Annotated in this window: 15 protein-coding genes; 8 read left to right on the top strand and 7 right to left on the bottom strand. The window is 62.9% G+C overall.

Translation table 11 applies throughout. From position 1 onward, the window contains the following. Positions 1-48: 48 nt before the first annotated feature. Genes ACLRGI_RS02365 through ACLRGI_RS02355 form a run of 3 tightly spaced genes read right to left on the bottom strand, consistent with a single transcriptional unit; the run spans position 49 to position 3,004 of the window. Positions 49-855, bottom strand: coding sequence for an ABC transporter ATP-binding protein (locus tag ACLRGI_RS02365; protein ID WP_419200109.1), 807 nt, complete (start codon positions 853-855; stop codon positions 49-51). Then, positions 852-1,916 (bottom strand): iron-enterobactin ABC transporter permease, encoded by a 1,065-nt coding sequence (gene fepG / locus ACLRGI_RS02360; protein WP_419200108.1) that lies wholly within the window; start codon positions 1,914-1,916, stop codon positions 852-854. The genes ACLRGI_RS02365 and fepG overlap by 4 nt, the downstream gene beginning before the upstream one ends. Next, a complete protein-coding gene (locus tag ACLRGI_RS02355; protein WP_419200199.1) occupies positions 1,913-3,004 on the bottom strand; it encodes an iron chelate uptake ABC transporter family permease subunit in 1,092 nt (363 codons plus the stop codon). The genes fepG and ACLRGI_RS02355 overlap by 4 nt, the downstream gene beginning before the upstream one ends. An 89-nt stretch (positions 3,005-3,093) precedes the next feature. Here ACLRGI_RS02355 and ACLRGI_RS02350 point away from each other — a divergent pair, with 89 nt between their 5' ends. Further along, on the top strand, positions 3,094-4,146 hold the full coding sequence (locus tag ACLRGI_RS02350) for an ABC transporter substrate-binding protein (RefSeq protein ID WP_503409054.1): 1,053 nt from the start codon (positions 3,094-3,096) through the stop codon (positions 4,144-4,146). 129 nt (positions 4,147-4,275) lie between these two features. Here ACLRGI_RS02350 and ACLRGI_RS02345 read toward each other — a convergent pair whose 3' ends face one another. Further along, positions 4,276-4,908 carry a uracil-DNA glycosylase gene (locus ACLRGI_RS02345; protein WP_419200107.1) on the bottom strand — a complete coding sequence of 211 codons (633 nt, stop codon included), beginning with the start codon at positions 4,906-4,908 and terminating at the stop codon, positions 4,276-4,278. 363 nt (positions 4,909-5,271) lie between these two features. Between ACLRGI_RS02345 and ACLRGI_RS02340 the strand changes: the two genes are divergently transcribed. From ACLRGI_RS02340 to ACLRGI_RS02320, 5 genes are all read left to right on the top strand, one after another. Then, the gene (locus tag ACLRGI_RS02340) at positions 5,272-5,991 is read left to right on the top strand and encodes a SipW-dependent-type signal peptide-containing protein (protein WP_419200106.1); all 720 of its coding nucleotides are present in this window, start codon (positions 5,272-5,274) and stop codon (positions 5,989-5,991) included. Positions 5,992-6,000: 9 nt separating this feature from the next. After that, positions 6,001-6,603, top strand: a complete 603-nt coding sequence (locus ACLRGI_RS02335; protein ID WP_419200105.1) for a signal peptidase I — start codon at positions 6,001-6,003, stop codon at positions 6,601-6,603. Between the two features lie 44 nt (positions 6,604-6,647). Then, entirely contained in the window at positions 6,648-7,412 is a 765-nt protein-coding gene (locus tag ACLRGI_RS02330; RefSeq protein ID WP_419200104.1) for a hypothetical protein, read from the top strand. Beyond that, positions 7,409-9,136 (top strand): choice-of-anchor G family protein, encoded by a 1,728-nt coding sequence (locus tag ACLRGI_RS02325; protein WP_419200103.1) that lies wholly within the window; start codon positions 7,409-7,411, stop codon positions 9,134-9,136. The genes ACLRGI_RS02330 and ACLRGI_RS02325 overlap by 4 nt, the downstream gene beginning before the upstream one ends. A 206-nt stretch (positions 9,137-9,342) precedes the next feature. Beyond that, complete coding sequence (locus ACLRGI_RS02320; RefSeq protein ID WP_419200102.1) at positions 9,343-10,632, top strand: adenylosuccinate synthase; 1,290 nt, start codon at positions 9,343-9,345, stop codon at positions 10,630-10,632. A 28-nt stretch (positions 10,633-10,660) separates the two neighbouring features. On the opposite strand, the gene ACLRGI_RS02315 is transcribed toward ACLRGI_RS02320, so the two are convergent. Beyond that, positions 10,661-11,335, bottom strand: a complete 675-nt coding sequence (locus tag ACLRGI_RS02315; protein WP_419200101.1) for a DUF2306 domain-containing protein — start codon at positions 11,333-11,335, stop codon at positions 10,661-10,663. A gap of 126 nt (positions 11,336-11,461) precedes the next feature. Here ACLRGI_RS02315 and ACLRGI_RS02310 point away from each other — a divergent pair, with 126 nt between their 5' ends. Beyond that, positions 11,462-12,193, top strand: a complete 732-nt coding sequence (locus ACLRGI_RS02310) for a TetR/AcrR family transcriptional regulator (protein WP_419200100.1) — start codon at positions 11,462-11,464, stop codon at positions 12,191-12,193. On the opposite strand, the gene ACLRGI_RS02305 is transcribed toward ACLRGI_RS02310, so the two are convergent. Both ACLRGI_RS02305 and ACLRGI_RS02300 read right to left on the bottom strand, forming a co-directional pair. After that, positions 12,178-12,471: a type II toxin-antitoxin system RelE family toxin gene (locus ACLRGI_RS02305; protein WP_419200099.1), complete on the bottom strand. Its 294-nt coding sequence runs from the start codon at positions 12,469-12,471 to the stop codon at positions 12,178-12,180. The genes ACLRGI_RS02310 and ACLRGI_RS02305 overlap by 16 nt on opposite strands. Next, on the bottom strand, positions 12,468-12,743 hold the full coding sequence (locus ACLRGI_RS02300) for a type II toxin-antitoxin system Phd/YefM family antitoxin (protein ID WP_419200098.1): 276 nt from the start codon (positions 12,741-12,743) through the stop codon (positions 12,468-12,470). The genes ACLRGI_RS02305 and ACLRGI_RS02300 overlap by 4 nt, the downstream gene beginning before the upstream one ends. 172 nt (positions 12,744-12,915) lie before the next feature. Between ACLRGI_RS02300 and ACLRGI_RS02295 the strand changes: the two genes are divergently transcribed. Further along, entirely contained in the window at positions 12,916-14,370 is a 1,455-nt protein-coding gene (locus ACLRGI_RS02295) for an MFS transporter (protein ID WP_419200097.1), read from the top strand. The last annotated feature ends 1 nt before the right edge of the window (position 14,371 follow it).

The raw sequence follows: 14,371 nt of genomic DNA, 5'->3' as shown, positions 1-14,371 counted from the left end.
AAGCAAACGACGACGGCGACCCTCACCGAAAGGCGAGGGTCGCCGTCGTTATAGCCGTGGGCGCCCTAACGGGACCACCAGCGGTGTGTGGGTCACGGGGTCGTCAATGATTCGGCAGGCCATGCCGAACACTTCTTCCACCAAGGATTCGGTGATCACGGAAGCGGGAGGACCCTCGGCCACCACCGCGCCGTCCTTCATGGCGATGATGTGGTCCGCGTAGCGGCTGGCGTGGTTGAGGTCGTGCAGCACGGCAACCAGGGTGTGGCCCTTGTCCAGGTTGAGTTCGCGGAAGAGTTCCAACAGCTCGATCTGGTGTGCAATGTCAAGGAACGTGGTGGGTTCGTCCAGGAGCATGAGCGGCGTCTGCTGGGCGAGCACCATGGCCACCCACACTCGCTGGCGCTGGCCGCCGGACAGTTCGTCCACCAGCCGTCCGGACAGGGCTGCGACGCCGGTGGCCTCCATGGCGTCAACCACTGCAATTTCATCGGATTCGGACCACTGCCGCAGCAATTTCTGGTGCGGATACCGTCCCCGGGCCACGAGATCGGCCACGGTGATGCCGTCGGGGGCGATGGACGACTGCGGCAGCAGCCCGAGGCGCCGGGCAAGTTCCTTCGCCGGAAGTGACGTTACGGATTTCCCGTCCAGCAGAACCTGCCCGCTGCGGGGTTTGATCAGCCGGGCAAGGGCGCGCAGCAGCGTGGACTTACCGCAGGCGTTGGGCCCGACGATCACCGTGAACTGCCCCTCGGGGATGCGCACACTGAGGTTTTCGGAGATGACGCGCTGCTCGTAGCCGATGGTCAGGGCTTCGGCATGAAGCTGTGGCGCGGTAACGGTGAGGCTCATGATTTCCTTGCTTCCCTGGCCAGCAGCCAGACGAGGTAGATACCGCCGATGCACACAGTCACAACGCCCACGGGCAGCTGGATCGGGGCGAACAGGCGCTGGGCCGCGAGGTCGCTGGCCACCAAAAGGAAGGCGCCCATCACCGCGGAGGGCACCAGGGTGATGCCGGCGCTTCGGGTAAGGCGACGGGCAAGCTGGGGTGCCGCCAGGGCAACGAACGCTATGGGGCCGGCGACGGCGGTGACAGCCGCCGTCAGCCCGACGCCCAGGATGAGCAGCAGCAAACGGGTCGGTTCCGCCCGAACACCTAGGGCCCGAGCGGCGTCGTCGCCCATTTCCAGCAACTGCATCCGGCGCGCGACTGCCAGCGTGGCCAAGCCAACCACAACAACCACGACGGCGGCAGGCGCCGCTTGCTCCCAGGTGATGCCGTTCAGGGACCCGGCTCCCCAGACAGCTGCGGCCAAGGCGGCCTCGAGCTCGGCTTGCAGAATCAGCCAGTGGTTGAAGGCGGCCAGCATGGCGCTGATGCCGATGCCCACGATGATGAGACGGAAGCCTTGGGAGCCACGACGGTAGGCGAGCAGGTAGACGGCCAATGCTGTGAGAATGCCGCCAACAAGGGCTCCCGCAGCAATGCCAAGATAGCCGCCGCCAACAGTCAGCATCACGATCAAAGCACCGGTGTAGGCGCCTGTATTGAAGCCGATGATGTCCGGGCTACCCAGCGGATTGCGGGTCATGGATTGGAAGATTCCGCCGCTCATGCCAAGAGCCGCGCCGAACACCAGCGCCGCAAGAACGCGGGGGAGCCGCCACTCCATGACGATGGTTTGGGCCAGGCCCGGGGCATCGCCGGTGAAGGCTTGGAGGACCTGCTGGGCTGAGACGTCGTAGTCGCCGGTCGCCAGCGAAGCGACCGCCACGGCCAGCGCTGCAAGAATGAGCGGAACGCACACCAGGATGCTGCGGAGGTCGACGCGGACGCTCAGCGAACGGTTGCGGAGCAGGACAGTGGGTCGGCCAAAATCGAAGCGGGTCCTTGGGTCCAGGCGCGTCATAGTCCGCTCACTTTCCGGCGCCGGGCCAAGGCGATCAGCACCGGCGCGCCGATGAAGGCTGTCACCACCCCCACTTGGAGTTCACCCGGCGCAGCGATCCTGCCCACCACATCCGAGGCAAGTAGCAGGATGGGGGAGAGCACCACTGTGGTTGCGAGGATCCATCGCTGGTCCGGACCGACAATCCAACGGGCCACATGCGGAATCATGAGTCCCACAAAGCCAATGGCGCCGGCGCCGGCTGTTGCTGCGCCGCTGAGGAGCGTGATGGCCACGACGCCCAGGATGCGGGTGCGGTTCACATTGGCGCCGAGGGAGGTGGCGAGGTCGTCGCCGAGTGCCATGGCGTTGAGCCCACCCACGCAGAAAAGGGCGATCACCAATCCCAAGCCCATAAACGGCGCAACCGTCAGCACGGACTCCATGCTGCGGGTGTCCAAGGAACCGATGCTCCACGAGCGCAGGTGGTCAAAAGCCTTGGAATTCAGGAGGGTGAGTCCCGAGCCGACGCCGGTGAGGACCGCGCCCAACGCAACACCGGCGAGTGTCAGCCGGATGGGATTGACCACGTTCCGGCCGGAGGTGCCGATCAGGTAGACCGCCGCGGTGGTTAGGATAGCCCCGGCAAAGGCGAACCAGATGTAGCCGCTGAGGGACCCGATCCCGAAGACGCCGATGGCAACCACAATGGCAAACGAAGCCCCCGCGTTAACGCCCAGGATGCCGGGATCGGCCAGGGGATTTCGCGTGATCGCCTGGATGAGCGCGCCTGCTACGCCCAGCGATATTCCGACGGCGATGCCCATCAGCGTGCGCGGCAGCCGGTTCTGGAGGATGATCGCGTGATCCGCGGTGTCTCGTGGGTTGGTGAAAGCTTCGAGGACCGTCGAGCCAGGGATGAATTTTGCTCCCACGCTGAGGCTCATGATCACGGCGCCCAAAAGGGCTGCCGTGGCAAGGGCAAGGAAGAGGATCCGCCAGCGGGATTTATTGACGACGCCGGAACTGGCCACTGCGCCTGCGGCCGGAAGGGCGGGAGCGGCTACTTGGGACATGACGCCGTCGATGGGGACACAGCAGGGGACCATTTCGAAGAGGGGCGGTAATAAGACGGCCCATTCCGTGACCGTCATCACAACGTCACGAATGTGTGCCTTAATTAGGTTAGCCTTACCCAGTGAAAAATGACGATTTTGAAGTACAGCCGCGTAAGGCTTCCCGCATGCGTAAGCTCGCGATGAAGGTGGCCGGCGCCGCCGTAGTAGTGGGCCTCCTCGCGGGCTGCGGCACCGGTGGTAGCTCGGCTTCGGGCGCAGGCAACGCCGAGGTTGCCACGGGCGGTTCCAAGTTCACCACGGCGGACCAGGAAACGGCCAAGCTCGGCACGGACGCTGCCCCCGGCGTTTTCCCGCGCACCCTCAAGCACGCCAATGGCGAGACCACCCTGGAGAAGAAGCCCACCCGCGTGGTGGTCCTCGACACCGGTGAACTCGACGACGTGGTCACCCTCGGCATCACGCCGGTAGGCATGGCCACCACTGAAGGCGCCAACCCTGTTCCTACGTACCTGGCCGACAAGGTCAAGGACGTGGCTTCAGTGGGCACCATCCAGGACCTCAACCTTGAAGCGATCGCTGCCCTGAAGCCGGACCTCATCCTGGGCAGCCAGCTCCGTGCGGACAAGCTGTACAAGCAGCTGTCCACCATCGCCCCCACGGTCTTCAGCATCCGCCCCGGCTTCCCGTGGAAGGAAAACTTCCTCCTGGTGGGCAAGTCCCTGGGCGAGGAAGATAAGGCCGTCAAGGCGCTCAACGATTACCAGACTGAAGCGGATGCCCTCAAGGCAGACGTGCAGGGCGACCCCAAGATCTCGCTGGTCCGCTTCCTGCCGGGTAAGATCCGGCTGTACGCGAACAAGTCGCTGATCGGCGTCATCCTGAAGGACGCCGGCCTTGCCCGTCCGGAGAACCAGAACATTGATGAACTCGCTGCCGAGATTTCCGCCGAGAACATCGAGCAGGCCGACGCCGACTGGATCTTCTACAGCAGCTACGGCGATCCCGCAGCCACCGGAGAAACGTCCGTAGTTGAAGGCGCTGTATGGCCCAAGCTGGGCGCAGTCAAAGCCGGCCAGGCAAAGGCCATCAGCGACGACGTCTGGTTCCTCGGCCTCGGCCCGACAGGTGCCCAGCTGATCCTCAAGGACCTCCGCAGCATGCTGGTCGGCTAAGGCACCACCCCAACACCAGCACCCCCAACACCCGCACCCCCAATAACGACGGCGGGCCCCCCCCAAAAGGGGGGGGCGGCAGNNGCCCTCACCAAAAGGTGAGGGCCGCCGTCGTGCGTGCGTTGGTAATTAAGCCTTGCGGGGGATGCCCGTGCGGGCCATGGCCTCGGCGTAGGCACCGTGGATGGCGTCCAGGTATTCCTGCTGGCGGGTGGGAGTGCCGGCGAAGGAGCGGCCGCCCAGCGAGCGGACCTTGAAGGTCTTGAAGCCGCGGCGGGCGATGCTGGCCGGGGCGGCCTTCATGAGCTGATCGGCCAGGCGGTGTGCCTCGTTGCCGTGTGCCACCAATGCGGAGGTGCGCGGCAGGAGCTGCAGGAGGCGCAGGAGGGGCTTGAGGCCTTCGGTGATGTTGGCCGGGGAGAGCTTGCCCGGTTCCTCAGTGGGTTCGATCCACGGGTATGCGTTCCACGGCATCATGAGCTCGGGACGGAGGCCCAGTTGCCACTGCATGCCAAGCATTCGGGTGTTGGCTTCCTCGTCGCCCGGGTTGATGAAACCTTCACCGGTGTTGGTGCGCTGATTGGAGAAAAGGCTGACGATGCGGCAGTCATCCATGCTGTGGGCGGGGTCGATGTAGAGGACCTCGCTGCCCGGCTTCTGCTCCTTGATGGAGTCGCACAGCTCGTTGACCTCGGCAATGTGCGGTTCATAGCGGCGGTTCCAGAGGATTTCTTCGGGTGATTCAGTCGCCAGTTCTTGCATCAGTGGTTAGGTCTCCTAGGTGTTACAGCGCACCGTTCCAAGGTGCCGCGGGCATGCCGCAGCCAAACCTCAAAGGGTGCTGTTGGGGGCTAACTAACCTTACCGGACTATGGAGGTGAACGGGGCCGTTCCGGCGCGCCCTTTTTATGCGACGCGGCGTGTTGCCCGGAAACGTGTCGGGCGTCTCGATGGCGGGTGGCCGCCGTCGCCGTCGGACTTCAGTGTTAACCCTAAAGTGCACTCCAGCAGGAGGCAGCTTTCCCCGCCCACATAATGACTGTGAAACCACCGGTTTCGGGGGAAACCGTATGGCCACCCCACCAGATTCAGGTCTCAGCGTCACCTACCGTGGGGGTAAGAAAAATGGTCGCAAAAACTACATCCAATAAGGCCACAAAAGTCCGGGCACTCCTTGCCGGTGGACTGGTCCTGGGAGTCGGCGCAGCATTCACCTTGGCTGCCTGGACGGACAACGAGTGGGTGTTCGGTAATTCCGGAGGGGACAACGGTCCCGGTACTCTGACCTACCACATGGAGCAGAACACGTTCAGCAACACCAGTGGCGGCGGCCTGGACGCGTGGAGCGACAAGCCCAACATGCCCACGGTGCCGGACTCCGCCACTGATGGCGCCCTGACCTTCGGTGCTATCTCAGCCGCACTGAAGCCCGGCGACACCGCATATGCCCCCATGCAGCTCAGGGCTGCTGCGGGCTCGGAAGCGCTGACGGCAACGTTGGCCGAGGCGGTCAAACTGGCACCGGCTACTGACACTACTGATAACTCCCTGGCCCTCTACAACGCCTTGACAGTCCGCGCGGTGTACGGAGTCACCAAGCAGAACTGCGCAGCGGGAGCCTTGACCGACGGCACGGACATTGTGGGTTCAGCGGTAGCCGGCGTGCCGTTGTCCTCCACGTCAACCACAGCCATTCCCTTGCCCAAGGGTGATGATGCAACCACAGCGGGTGACGCAGTGGATGTCTGCTTCGCCATCACGCTCCCGGCCACCGTGACTGATGTGACCCTGCAGGGGAAGCAGACCATTCCACTGTGGAGGTTCACCAGCATCGCCGGTTCGTAGCCAAGCTCTGTGACAGAGCCTTTGACCCGGACCAGAAGCTCGTCCCCGTTGCCCCCTGCGGCCCCTGCCGTGGGTGGGGCGGGTTTCTGGCCCGTCATGTTCCGGATCCTCAAGATTTCACGTGAAGTCGCCCTGACCGTAGTTGCTCTCCTGGGACTGCTGTGCATTGTGGCGCTGGTCCTGGGATTTATCTACAAATCGTCTTTCGTGGTGTTCAGGACCGGTTCCATGGAACCGCTTTATCCGGTAGGGGCTTTGTCGCTCACCGTTCAGGTACCGGCCGGCTCGCTGGTTCCCGGCGACGTCGTCTCAGTAAAACGCTCCGAATCCGGAGTGTTGGTGACGCACCGGGTGGTTTCGGTTGAGCCGGACGGTTCGGGGGTGACGCTCAGGCTCAAAGGTGACGCCAACAGTTCCGAGGACCCGCTGCCTTACCAGGTAGACACCGCCCAAAAAGTGTTGGCCACGGTACCCGCCGTGGGGACCTGGGTGATGGCGATGAGGGGACCCGGCTTCATTGGCGGAGCTACCTTGGCGGTGGCGGTGCTGGTGGTGTGGGCGTATTGGCCCAAACGGGTCGCTCGGCACAAACACGAGCCGGGCGTTGCGTAAAGAAACAGGGAGGTGATTGGGCAGTGAAACCGTGGACGCAAGCAATGAAGCGGTGGATCCAGGCAGCGAGGCCGGCAGCGGTGGCGTGTGCCGCCGTCGTCTGTGCCATGACGTTCGCCCTCCCCGCGAAAGCTGCCGACCAACTCACTCCGATTCCGGAGAACGGAATGCCCGGCGTGCTGTGGCTTTCTTCATCCGTGTATCCACTTGAGTTCCCTAGGCTCGCCGCGGGCGAGTCCTTCGTGTGGCAGATCGGGTTGTCCCTTGACAAGCCCCGGGCCACGTCCACGCTCCAGCTCACGGCCAGCGGCGAGCTGGCGGGAACCGGCGGCTACGTCATAGCCGTGGACGAATGCGCTTCCCCATGGCAGGGCAGCAGCGGGCTCAACCAGCAACTGGAGTGCCCTATGGGTTCGGCACCCCGGATTAAGGCCACCACCTTGGCGGCGTGGGATCAAAGGGTTCAGATACCGCTCAGGGATCTTGGAACCGGGACCTCGCCCTACCTCCGCTTCACGCTCAGCAAAGCAGCAGACGGTCCGCCTTTGGAAGGTGCCGGCCTCACCTTGGGAATCGGGATCACTGCCATGGGAGACGACGACGGCGGAAGCTCACCTTCGCTGCCACCGGTAGCAGGCGGGGATGCGCCGGCGGACGGCCGCGAGCCCCTGGGGGACACTGGTGCGTCGTCCTTGCCGGCACTGTTCGCCGGTGGTGGGCTGCTGCTTGTGGGCGCTGCAGTCCTGACCATGCTCAAGCGCACTCGTGAGACTCCTGAGCCGCGTGAAGATTCAGGACAGAGTATATGAGAGCACGGCACTTCCTCCGCCGGGTCGTGGACCGGCCCCGGCGCTCCATTCTCGTAGCGGCCGCCGCAGCCATCACCCTCGCTGCCACCACCAGCCTGACCACCGCCGCCTGGACGGACAACGAATGGGTGAGGAGCGCCGTCGGCGTCAGCTCGCCGGGCGACTGCAGCACCAACACCATGTTCACCAACCAGTCCTGGGCGAGGCAGTTGCAGGGCGCTGTGCTGAACACGGACCTGGACACAGTGGCAGGGGTCTCCGGCCTGACTGTGCTGAACAACGGCACCGCAGCTACACCCACGCCCCTGTCCGCAGTCCCCGTTCCGGGAACCACGGATGCGTACGTCACCAAGATCCCCGTGTCGGTCCTCGGCGGCAGCCCGATCTCCGTAGGTTTGGGACTTGGCGTTCCCGTGGGAGGCGTGGGGACCTACACACAATGGGCACGTTCCCGGAACAGTGGGCAGGCCCACGGTGCATCTGGCCTGGTCTCGGATCAGACCGGCGCCGTGGACATCGCGGGAACGGCACAGGGAGCAGCCACTGCGCCGAAATCAGCCAGCATCTCCCTGGGAAACATCGTGCCCGCTTCCCTGGCCGGGGTCACCCTGGACGTGGGGGCGGTGGCCTCTTCTTCACAGCTGGACGGGTGCGTCATGATCAACGGCTGGCCCACACTGGACACGACACCCACCGTCCAGCGCGAATACGGCATTGCGGGTTTGGATCTGAACGCTGCAATACCGGCCGTAGGTACGCTTTCCACGCAGGGGGCGTCTCTGGTGGGGGCCGTGCCGACGCAGCTGAACGCATTGTTGGGGACGGGAGGGTTGACCACGGGCATCTCTGATGGAATCTCGGCGCTCATCAACCCGGTGCTGGGTGGTCTGCAACTAGGGTCCATCAGCACCACTGCCACATTGTCCGCTCCGGACCTGACCAGCGTGACAGCTCTCATGACCGAGTCCATGACCGATGGCATCGTCACTATCAACCTGGGAACGGGCACAGTCAAGGTCAACATCGCCTCGCTTGCCGGGGGCACCCTGGGACTCAACGGCATGGAGCCCAACCATGCTGTGGTCCTGGATTCGGCCATGACAACGGCGGTGACCAACAGAGTGACGGCGTTGCTGGATTCGTGGAAGAACCGGGTACTGACCACACTCACCACGGCATTGCGGTCCATCACCCTGAACGCGAACACCAACATCACGCTCAAACTGGCAGGACTGAACGTGGCCACCATCGGCGTCAAGATCGGGCCGTCCACCCTTGGCCAGTTTCTTGATGGCGCCGCTGTGGCCCCTATGGTCACCGCCGACGTGCTGGGCCTCGACCTCGGAGGCACCGTAGCTGCCCTGCTGACACCCATCACCTCCATTCTCCTGACCGGGACCAACACCGTGGTCAAGAACGTTCTCAACGCCACCATTTTCAATGCCGGCCTCGTTACCAATCTGGGCACAAACCTGCAGCTGCTCATCACGCCGGTGATCAACGCCGTCGGGCCTGTCCTGACGGCGGTCCGGACGCTGGTGGCCATCCATGTCAATGTCCAGCCGGACCAAGTGTGGCCCGGCACCAAGCCTGCGGATGTTACGGCTGTGGAGGGAGAGTTCAAGGTCTCCGCCATCCGGGTGGGGTTGGTGGACAGCGCTGGCTTGCTAAGCCTGAAATTAGGCAGTTCAGCGGCCGGTCCCGTGGCGCTCGCCATTCCATGACTTGTCCACAACCGACGCCCCAACACCGGACGAACACCAGAGAAACCGTTGTCATCGGCTAAACTTGGCTGGTAAGAGCCCCGAAACTCTTGCGTATGCCGTGCCTCGTGCAAGGCTGCACCAGCTATGTCGGGGCATTCTCATGTACGGCGTCTCGTCCTGGTCATCCGGCTGGGTCCGGGCCCGAAAGAATGGGGGAGGATCCCATGCCCGCTATCGTGATCGTCGGAGCCCAGTGGGGCGACGAAGGCAAAGGCAAAGCAACCGATCTGCTCGGTGGCCGCGTTGACTACGTGGTCAAGCCCAACGGCGGTAACAACGCCGGGCACACCGTGGTTGTTGGCGGTGAGAAGTATGAGCTGAAGCTCCTTCCCGCGGGCATCCTGAGCCCCAACGCAATACCTATTATCGGCAACGGCTGCGTGATAAACCTCGAGGCCTTGTTCCAGGAAATCGACGGCCTTGAAGCCCGTGGCGCGGACACATCCCGCCTGCGTGTCTCGGCCAACGCCCACTTGGTTGCTCCGTACCACCAGGTCCTGGACAAGGTGACCGAGCGCTTCCTTGGCAGCCGCGCCATCGGCACCACGGGCCGCGGTATCGGCCCGGCATACATGGACAAGGTGGCCCGCCTGGGTATCCGTGTCCAGGATGTCTTTGACGAGTCCATCCTCCGCCAGAAGGTAGAAGGTTCGCTGCGCCAGAAGAACGAACTCCTGGTCAAGGTCTACAACCGCCGCGACATCATTGCGGACGAGATCGTGGAGTACTTCCTGTCCTTCGCCGAGCGCCTGCGCCCGCTTGTTATCGACAGCACGCTTGAGCTGAACAATGCACTGGATGAGGGCAAGGTTGTGCTGATGGAAGGCGGCCAGGCCACGTTCCTGGACGTGGACCACGGCACCTACCCGTTCGTCACCTCCTCCAACCCCACGGCTGGCGGAGCCTCTGTTGGCTCGGGCATTGGCCCTACCCGCATTTCGCGGTCCATCGGCATCATCAAGGCGTACACCACCCGTGTTGGCGCCGGCCCGTTCCCCACGGAACTGTTCGACGAGATGGGCGTTTACCTGCAGAAGACCGGCGGCGAGTTCGGTGTGAACACCGGACGCCCCCGCCGCTGCGGTTGGTACGACGCCGTCCTGGCCCGCCACGCTTCCCGCGTCAACGGCTTCACGGACTACTTCGTCACCAAGCTGGACGTCCTCACCGGCATCGAGCAGATCCCGGTCTGCGTTGCCTATGACGTTGACGGTGTGCGCCACGACGAAATGCCCATGACACAGACCGAGTTCCACCACGCAGTGCCCATCTTCGAGTACTTCGACGGTTGGACCGAGGACATCACCGGCGCCCGTACCCTGGAAGACCTGCCGGAGAACGCGCGCAACTACGTGCTGGCCCTGGAAAAGCTCTCCGGCACGCGCTTCTCAGCCATTGGCGTCGGACCGGACCGCGATCAGACGATCGTTGTTCACGACCTGATCAACGACTAACTATTTACTGAATTGCGACGACGGCGGGTCACCTTGGTTCCTTACGGAACTGAGCGGTGGCCCGCCGTCGCTGGATGAAGTACTCGGCCACCGCCAGGTTGATGACCCAGGATGCGCCCATGAGGACCGCCCGCGTGGTCTCATAGGTGGGGCCGACCACCAGCATCCATGAAAGAAGCACGAAGGCCTGGGTTCCGGCGCCCAGTGCGATGGCGTAGGCACGTGTCATCCATGCGCCGTGAATGGCGTAGTCCCTCCGGCGGATCGCGAGGATGCCCATGAAGATGCTCGCAACCATTCCGGAACCAAACACCAGCCGAATCACCAGGAGTGCTTCGCCGTCGCCCTCCGGCAGGGCGTAGAACATGGACATCCACAAGCCGGAAAGACCTGCCAGCAGGCCCGCCGGGATAAGGACGCGTCCGGCCATTCGGTGCCAAGACTGCCTGCCTCGTCGGAGTGTGGGGACGAACTGAAAAGCTCCGAGCAGGCTGTACACCGTGACTGTGACAATGTGCGTGACCACGGGGATGGGCGAAGCGAAGAACCTGGCGTTTTGTGGGGTGACGGTGGCGCCGCCCGTCAGTTCGGTGAGGCGGGCAGCGCCGGCGATGACCGGAATGAGGCTGAGGATGATCAGCGCAGTGGGGATGGCCCATGCTGTACGGCGGGTTCGGACGTATCTGGTGGTTTTGGATGTCATGACTCTGCCTGCGTTCCGGATGAATTGTGAGAAAGGTGTACGGCGTACACCTTCATGCCTCAAACATTAGGTGTACGCTGTATACCTGTCAACAGCTTCGGTAACCGTTCGTGCGGAAGGAGTCACATGACCCAGCTGGCGGAGGCCGCCCGGCGCGTACCCCTGAACCGTGATCGCGTGCTGCGCGCAGCCATCACGCTCGCGGACCAGGTGGGCATCGAGTCGCTCAGTATGCGTAGGCTCGCGTTGGAACTGGGTGTTGTTCCAATGGCGCTCTACAAGCACGTTGCCAACAAGGAAGAACTCCTCGGCGGCATGGTGGACACTATCGTGGGCGAGATCGACCCCCCTGTTCCGGATGCTCCATGGAAATCGGCTGTCCGGTTCCGGGTCCTTTCGGCCAGGCAGGTACTCCTGCGGCATTCCTGGGCCCGCCCTGTCATTGAGACCCGCACCAACGTGACGCCCGCCGTACTGGGCTATATGGACGGCTTTGCGGGGATGTTCCTGGCCGGTGGTTTCTCTGCTGACCTCACCCACCACGTCATGCATGCCATGGGCAGCCGTATGTGGGGTTTTACCCAGGAGGTCTTTGATGACACCGCAGGGCGGGATGAGAACCAGCGACCAGAGGTAACCCCGGAAGTCAGGGCCGCCATGGCGCAGCAAATGGCTGAGCGCTACCCCAATCTCTTGAGCATCGCCGGCGCAGCAGCCCATGACGACGGTTCCGTAGTCGGGAGCGGTTGCGACGACCAATTCGAGTTCGAGTTTGCCCTTGACCTGCTCCTGGATGGATTCGAACGGCTCCACCAGGAAAAGTGGACATCAGGGGCTGACGGTTACCGCGGTTTGTAAACGTCAGAACGGTGGTCGATGCGGTGGACATAAAGGACGTGCTCTTCTATGTCCAAAGTGAACAGCACCCGATAATCACCTCTGCGAGCGGTGCGAAGACCGAGAAGTTCGTTCGTCAATGGCTTGCTGAGCCGGTGCGGATTCCCGGCGAGGGCTCCGGTAACAAATTCAATGATCGCGGTAGCGGCTTTTTCCGGTAGCCTCCTGAAGCCGCGTAGCGCCGGGCTTGTGACTTCGATTCTCCATGGACCTGGGTTGGTGGGGAGAGGATCGGTCACTGTGCCGGGAGTCCGAACTCGCGGCGCAGATCGTCGCCACTGGTGGTATTGCCTGAGGCGATGTCTCGTTTGGCCTGATCGAGGTCTTCGCGGATGCCAGGCTGTGAAAGCCAGTGGATAGTTTCCTGCAAGGATTCCAAGTCGTCCGCAGACATAAGAACGGCGGATGGGTGGCCGTGTCGTGTGATCTGAATGATCTCGTGAGTTGAGTCTGCTTCTTCCACAAGTGCGGAGAGCTTGTCCTTGGCTTCGCTAAGCGGCACTGTTCTCATGAACTTATTCTAGCCAGACTTCGGGCTATAAACTAGCCTGGTCTCTGGCCGAATCTCTCCTCATTTCGACTGGCACGCCATGGGGCTTTTACTTCCCAAGGACTAATTTACCGGTCCGCGGGGTTACTCAGTTCGAAAACGAAACCAAGGATACGGCGCTAAAGGAGTGGGCATGAGCACAGCGACGGACGAAGGGGTAGGGTTCCGTTCGCGGCGGGGACCAATCCTGATTGCGTTAATGCTCGCCACAGGCCTGGTGGCGATCGATGCCACCATTGTTGCCACGGCAGTGCCTTCAATCGTGGAGGACATCGGCGGGTTTGCCTCGTTCCCTTGGCTCTTTTCCGCCTACCTTCTGGCGCAGGCAGTTTCCGTGCCGGTCTATGCCAAACTCTCGGACGTCGTGGGCCGTAAGCCGATCATCCTCGGAGGGATTGGCCTTTTCCTGCTTGGCTCGATTCTCTGCGGCCTGGCGTGGAGCATGCCTGCCCTCATTGCCTTCCGGGTGCTTCAGGGACTCGGGGCAGGCGCGGTCCAGCCTGTGGCGATCACGATTGCCGGCGATATCTACACGCTTGCAGAGCGGGCAAAAGTCCAAGGGTATCTGGCCAGTGTGTGGGCCATTTCTTCCGTTGTGGGACCAACGTTGGGAGGGGTCTTCGCATCGCTTGGAATCTGGCGGTGGATCTTCCTGATCAACATCCCGCTTTGCCTGCTGGCTGGGTGGATGCTCCTCCGTACTTTCCACGAGAACGTGGAGCGGACCAAGCACCGCATTGACTACCTCGGTGCCGGGCTGTTGACGGTTTCGTTGAGCCTGCTCATCCTCGGGGCCCTTCAGGGCGGCCAAGCCTGGCCCTGGGACTCCGCCATCAGCATTACCGTTTTTGCCGGCGGAACACTGCTGTTTGTCGCCTTTCTTTTGGTGGAGAGGAAGGCGGCGGAGCCGATCCTGCCACCGTGGGTAGTCTCCCGCAGGCTTTTGGCCACGACGGCGATGATCGCCTTCGGTGTAGGTGCGGTCATGCTTGGCATCACCTCCTACGTCCCCACCTTCCTTGAAGGCGCACTGTCCACCTCACCGCTCCTCGCGGGCCTCGCCTTGGCGGCATTGACCATCGGCTGGCCCATCAGTGCGTCGCAAGCCGGCAGGTTCTATCTTCGAATCGGGTTTCGGAACACGGCCATCATTGGCGTCGTGATCACGGTGATTGGCGCCGCCGTTCTTGCCCTGACTGCGTCCACGCCCAACATTCTGCTGGTGGCCATGGCTTGCTTCATCGTCGGGGTCGGGCTGGGGCTCGTGGCAACGCCGAGTCTTATTGCCGCGCAAACCAGCGTCGAATGGAATGAACGCGGCGTAGTCACAGGAACAAATCTCTTTGCGCGTTCAATCGGCAGTTCAATCGGCGTGGCCGTTTTCGGCGCCATTGCCAACGCCATCTACGCCAGTGGTCCCGGCGGCCCCGATCCGCAAACTACCGTGCACGCGTCCACGGCGGTCTTCCTGGCCGTGCTTGTCAGTGCCTTCCTCACTGTTGCAGCAGTCCTAGCGATGCCCGCCTACGCAAAGCACGGCAGCAAAGAACGGGCCCGGAAGTCCAGCTCGGAACCTGCCAACGATTAGT

Source organism: Paenarthrobacter sp. PPS72 (genome assembly GCF_048537125.1).
GTDB classification, from domain to species: Bacteria; Actinomycetota; Actinomycetes; order Actinomycetales; family Micrococcaceae; genus Arthrobacter; species Arthrobacter nitroguajacolicus_E.
This window is presented reverse-complemented; position numbering and strand designations above follow the sequence as displayed.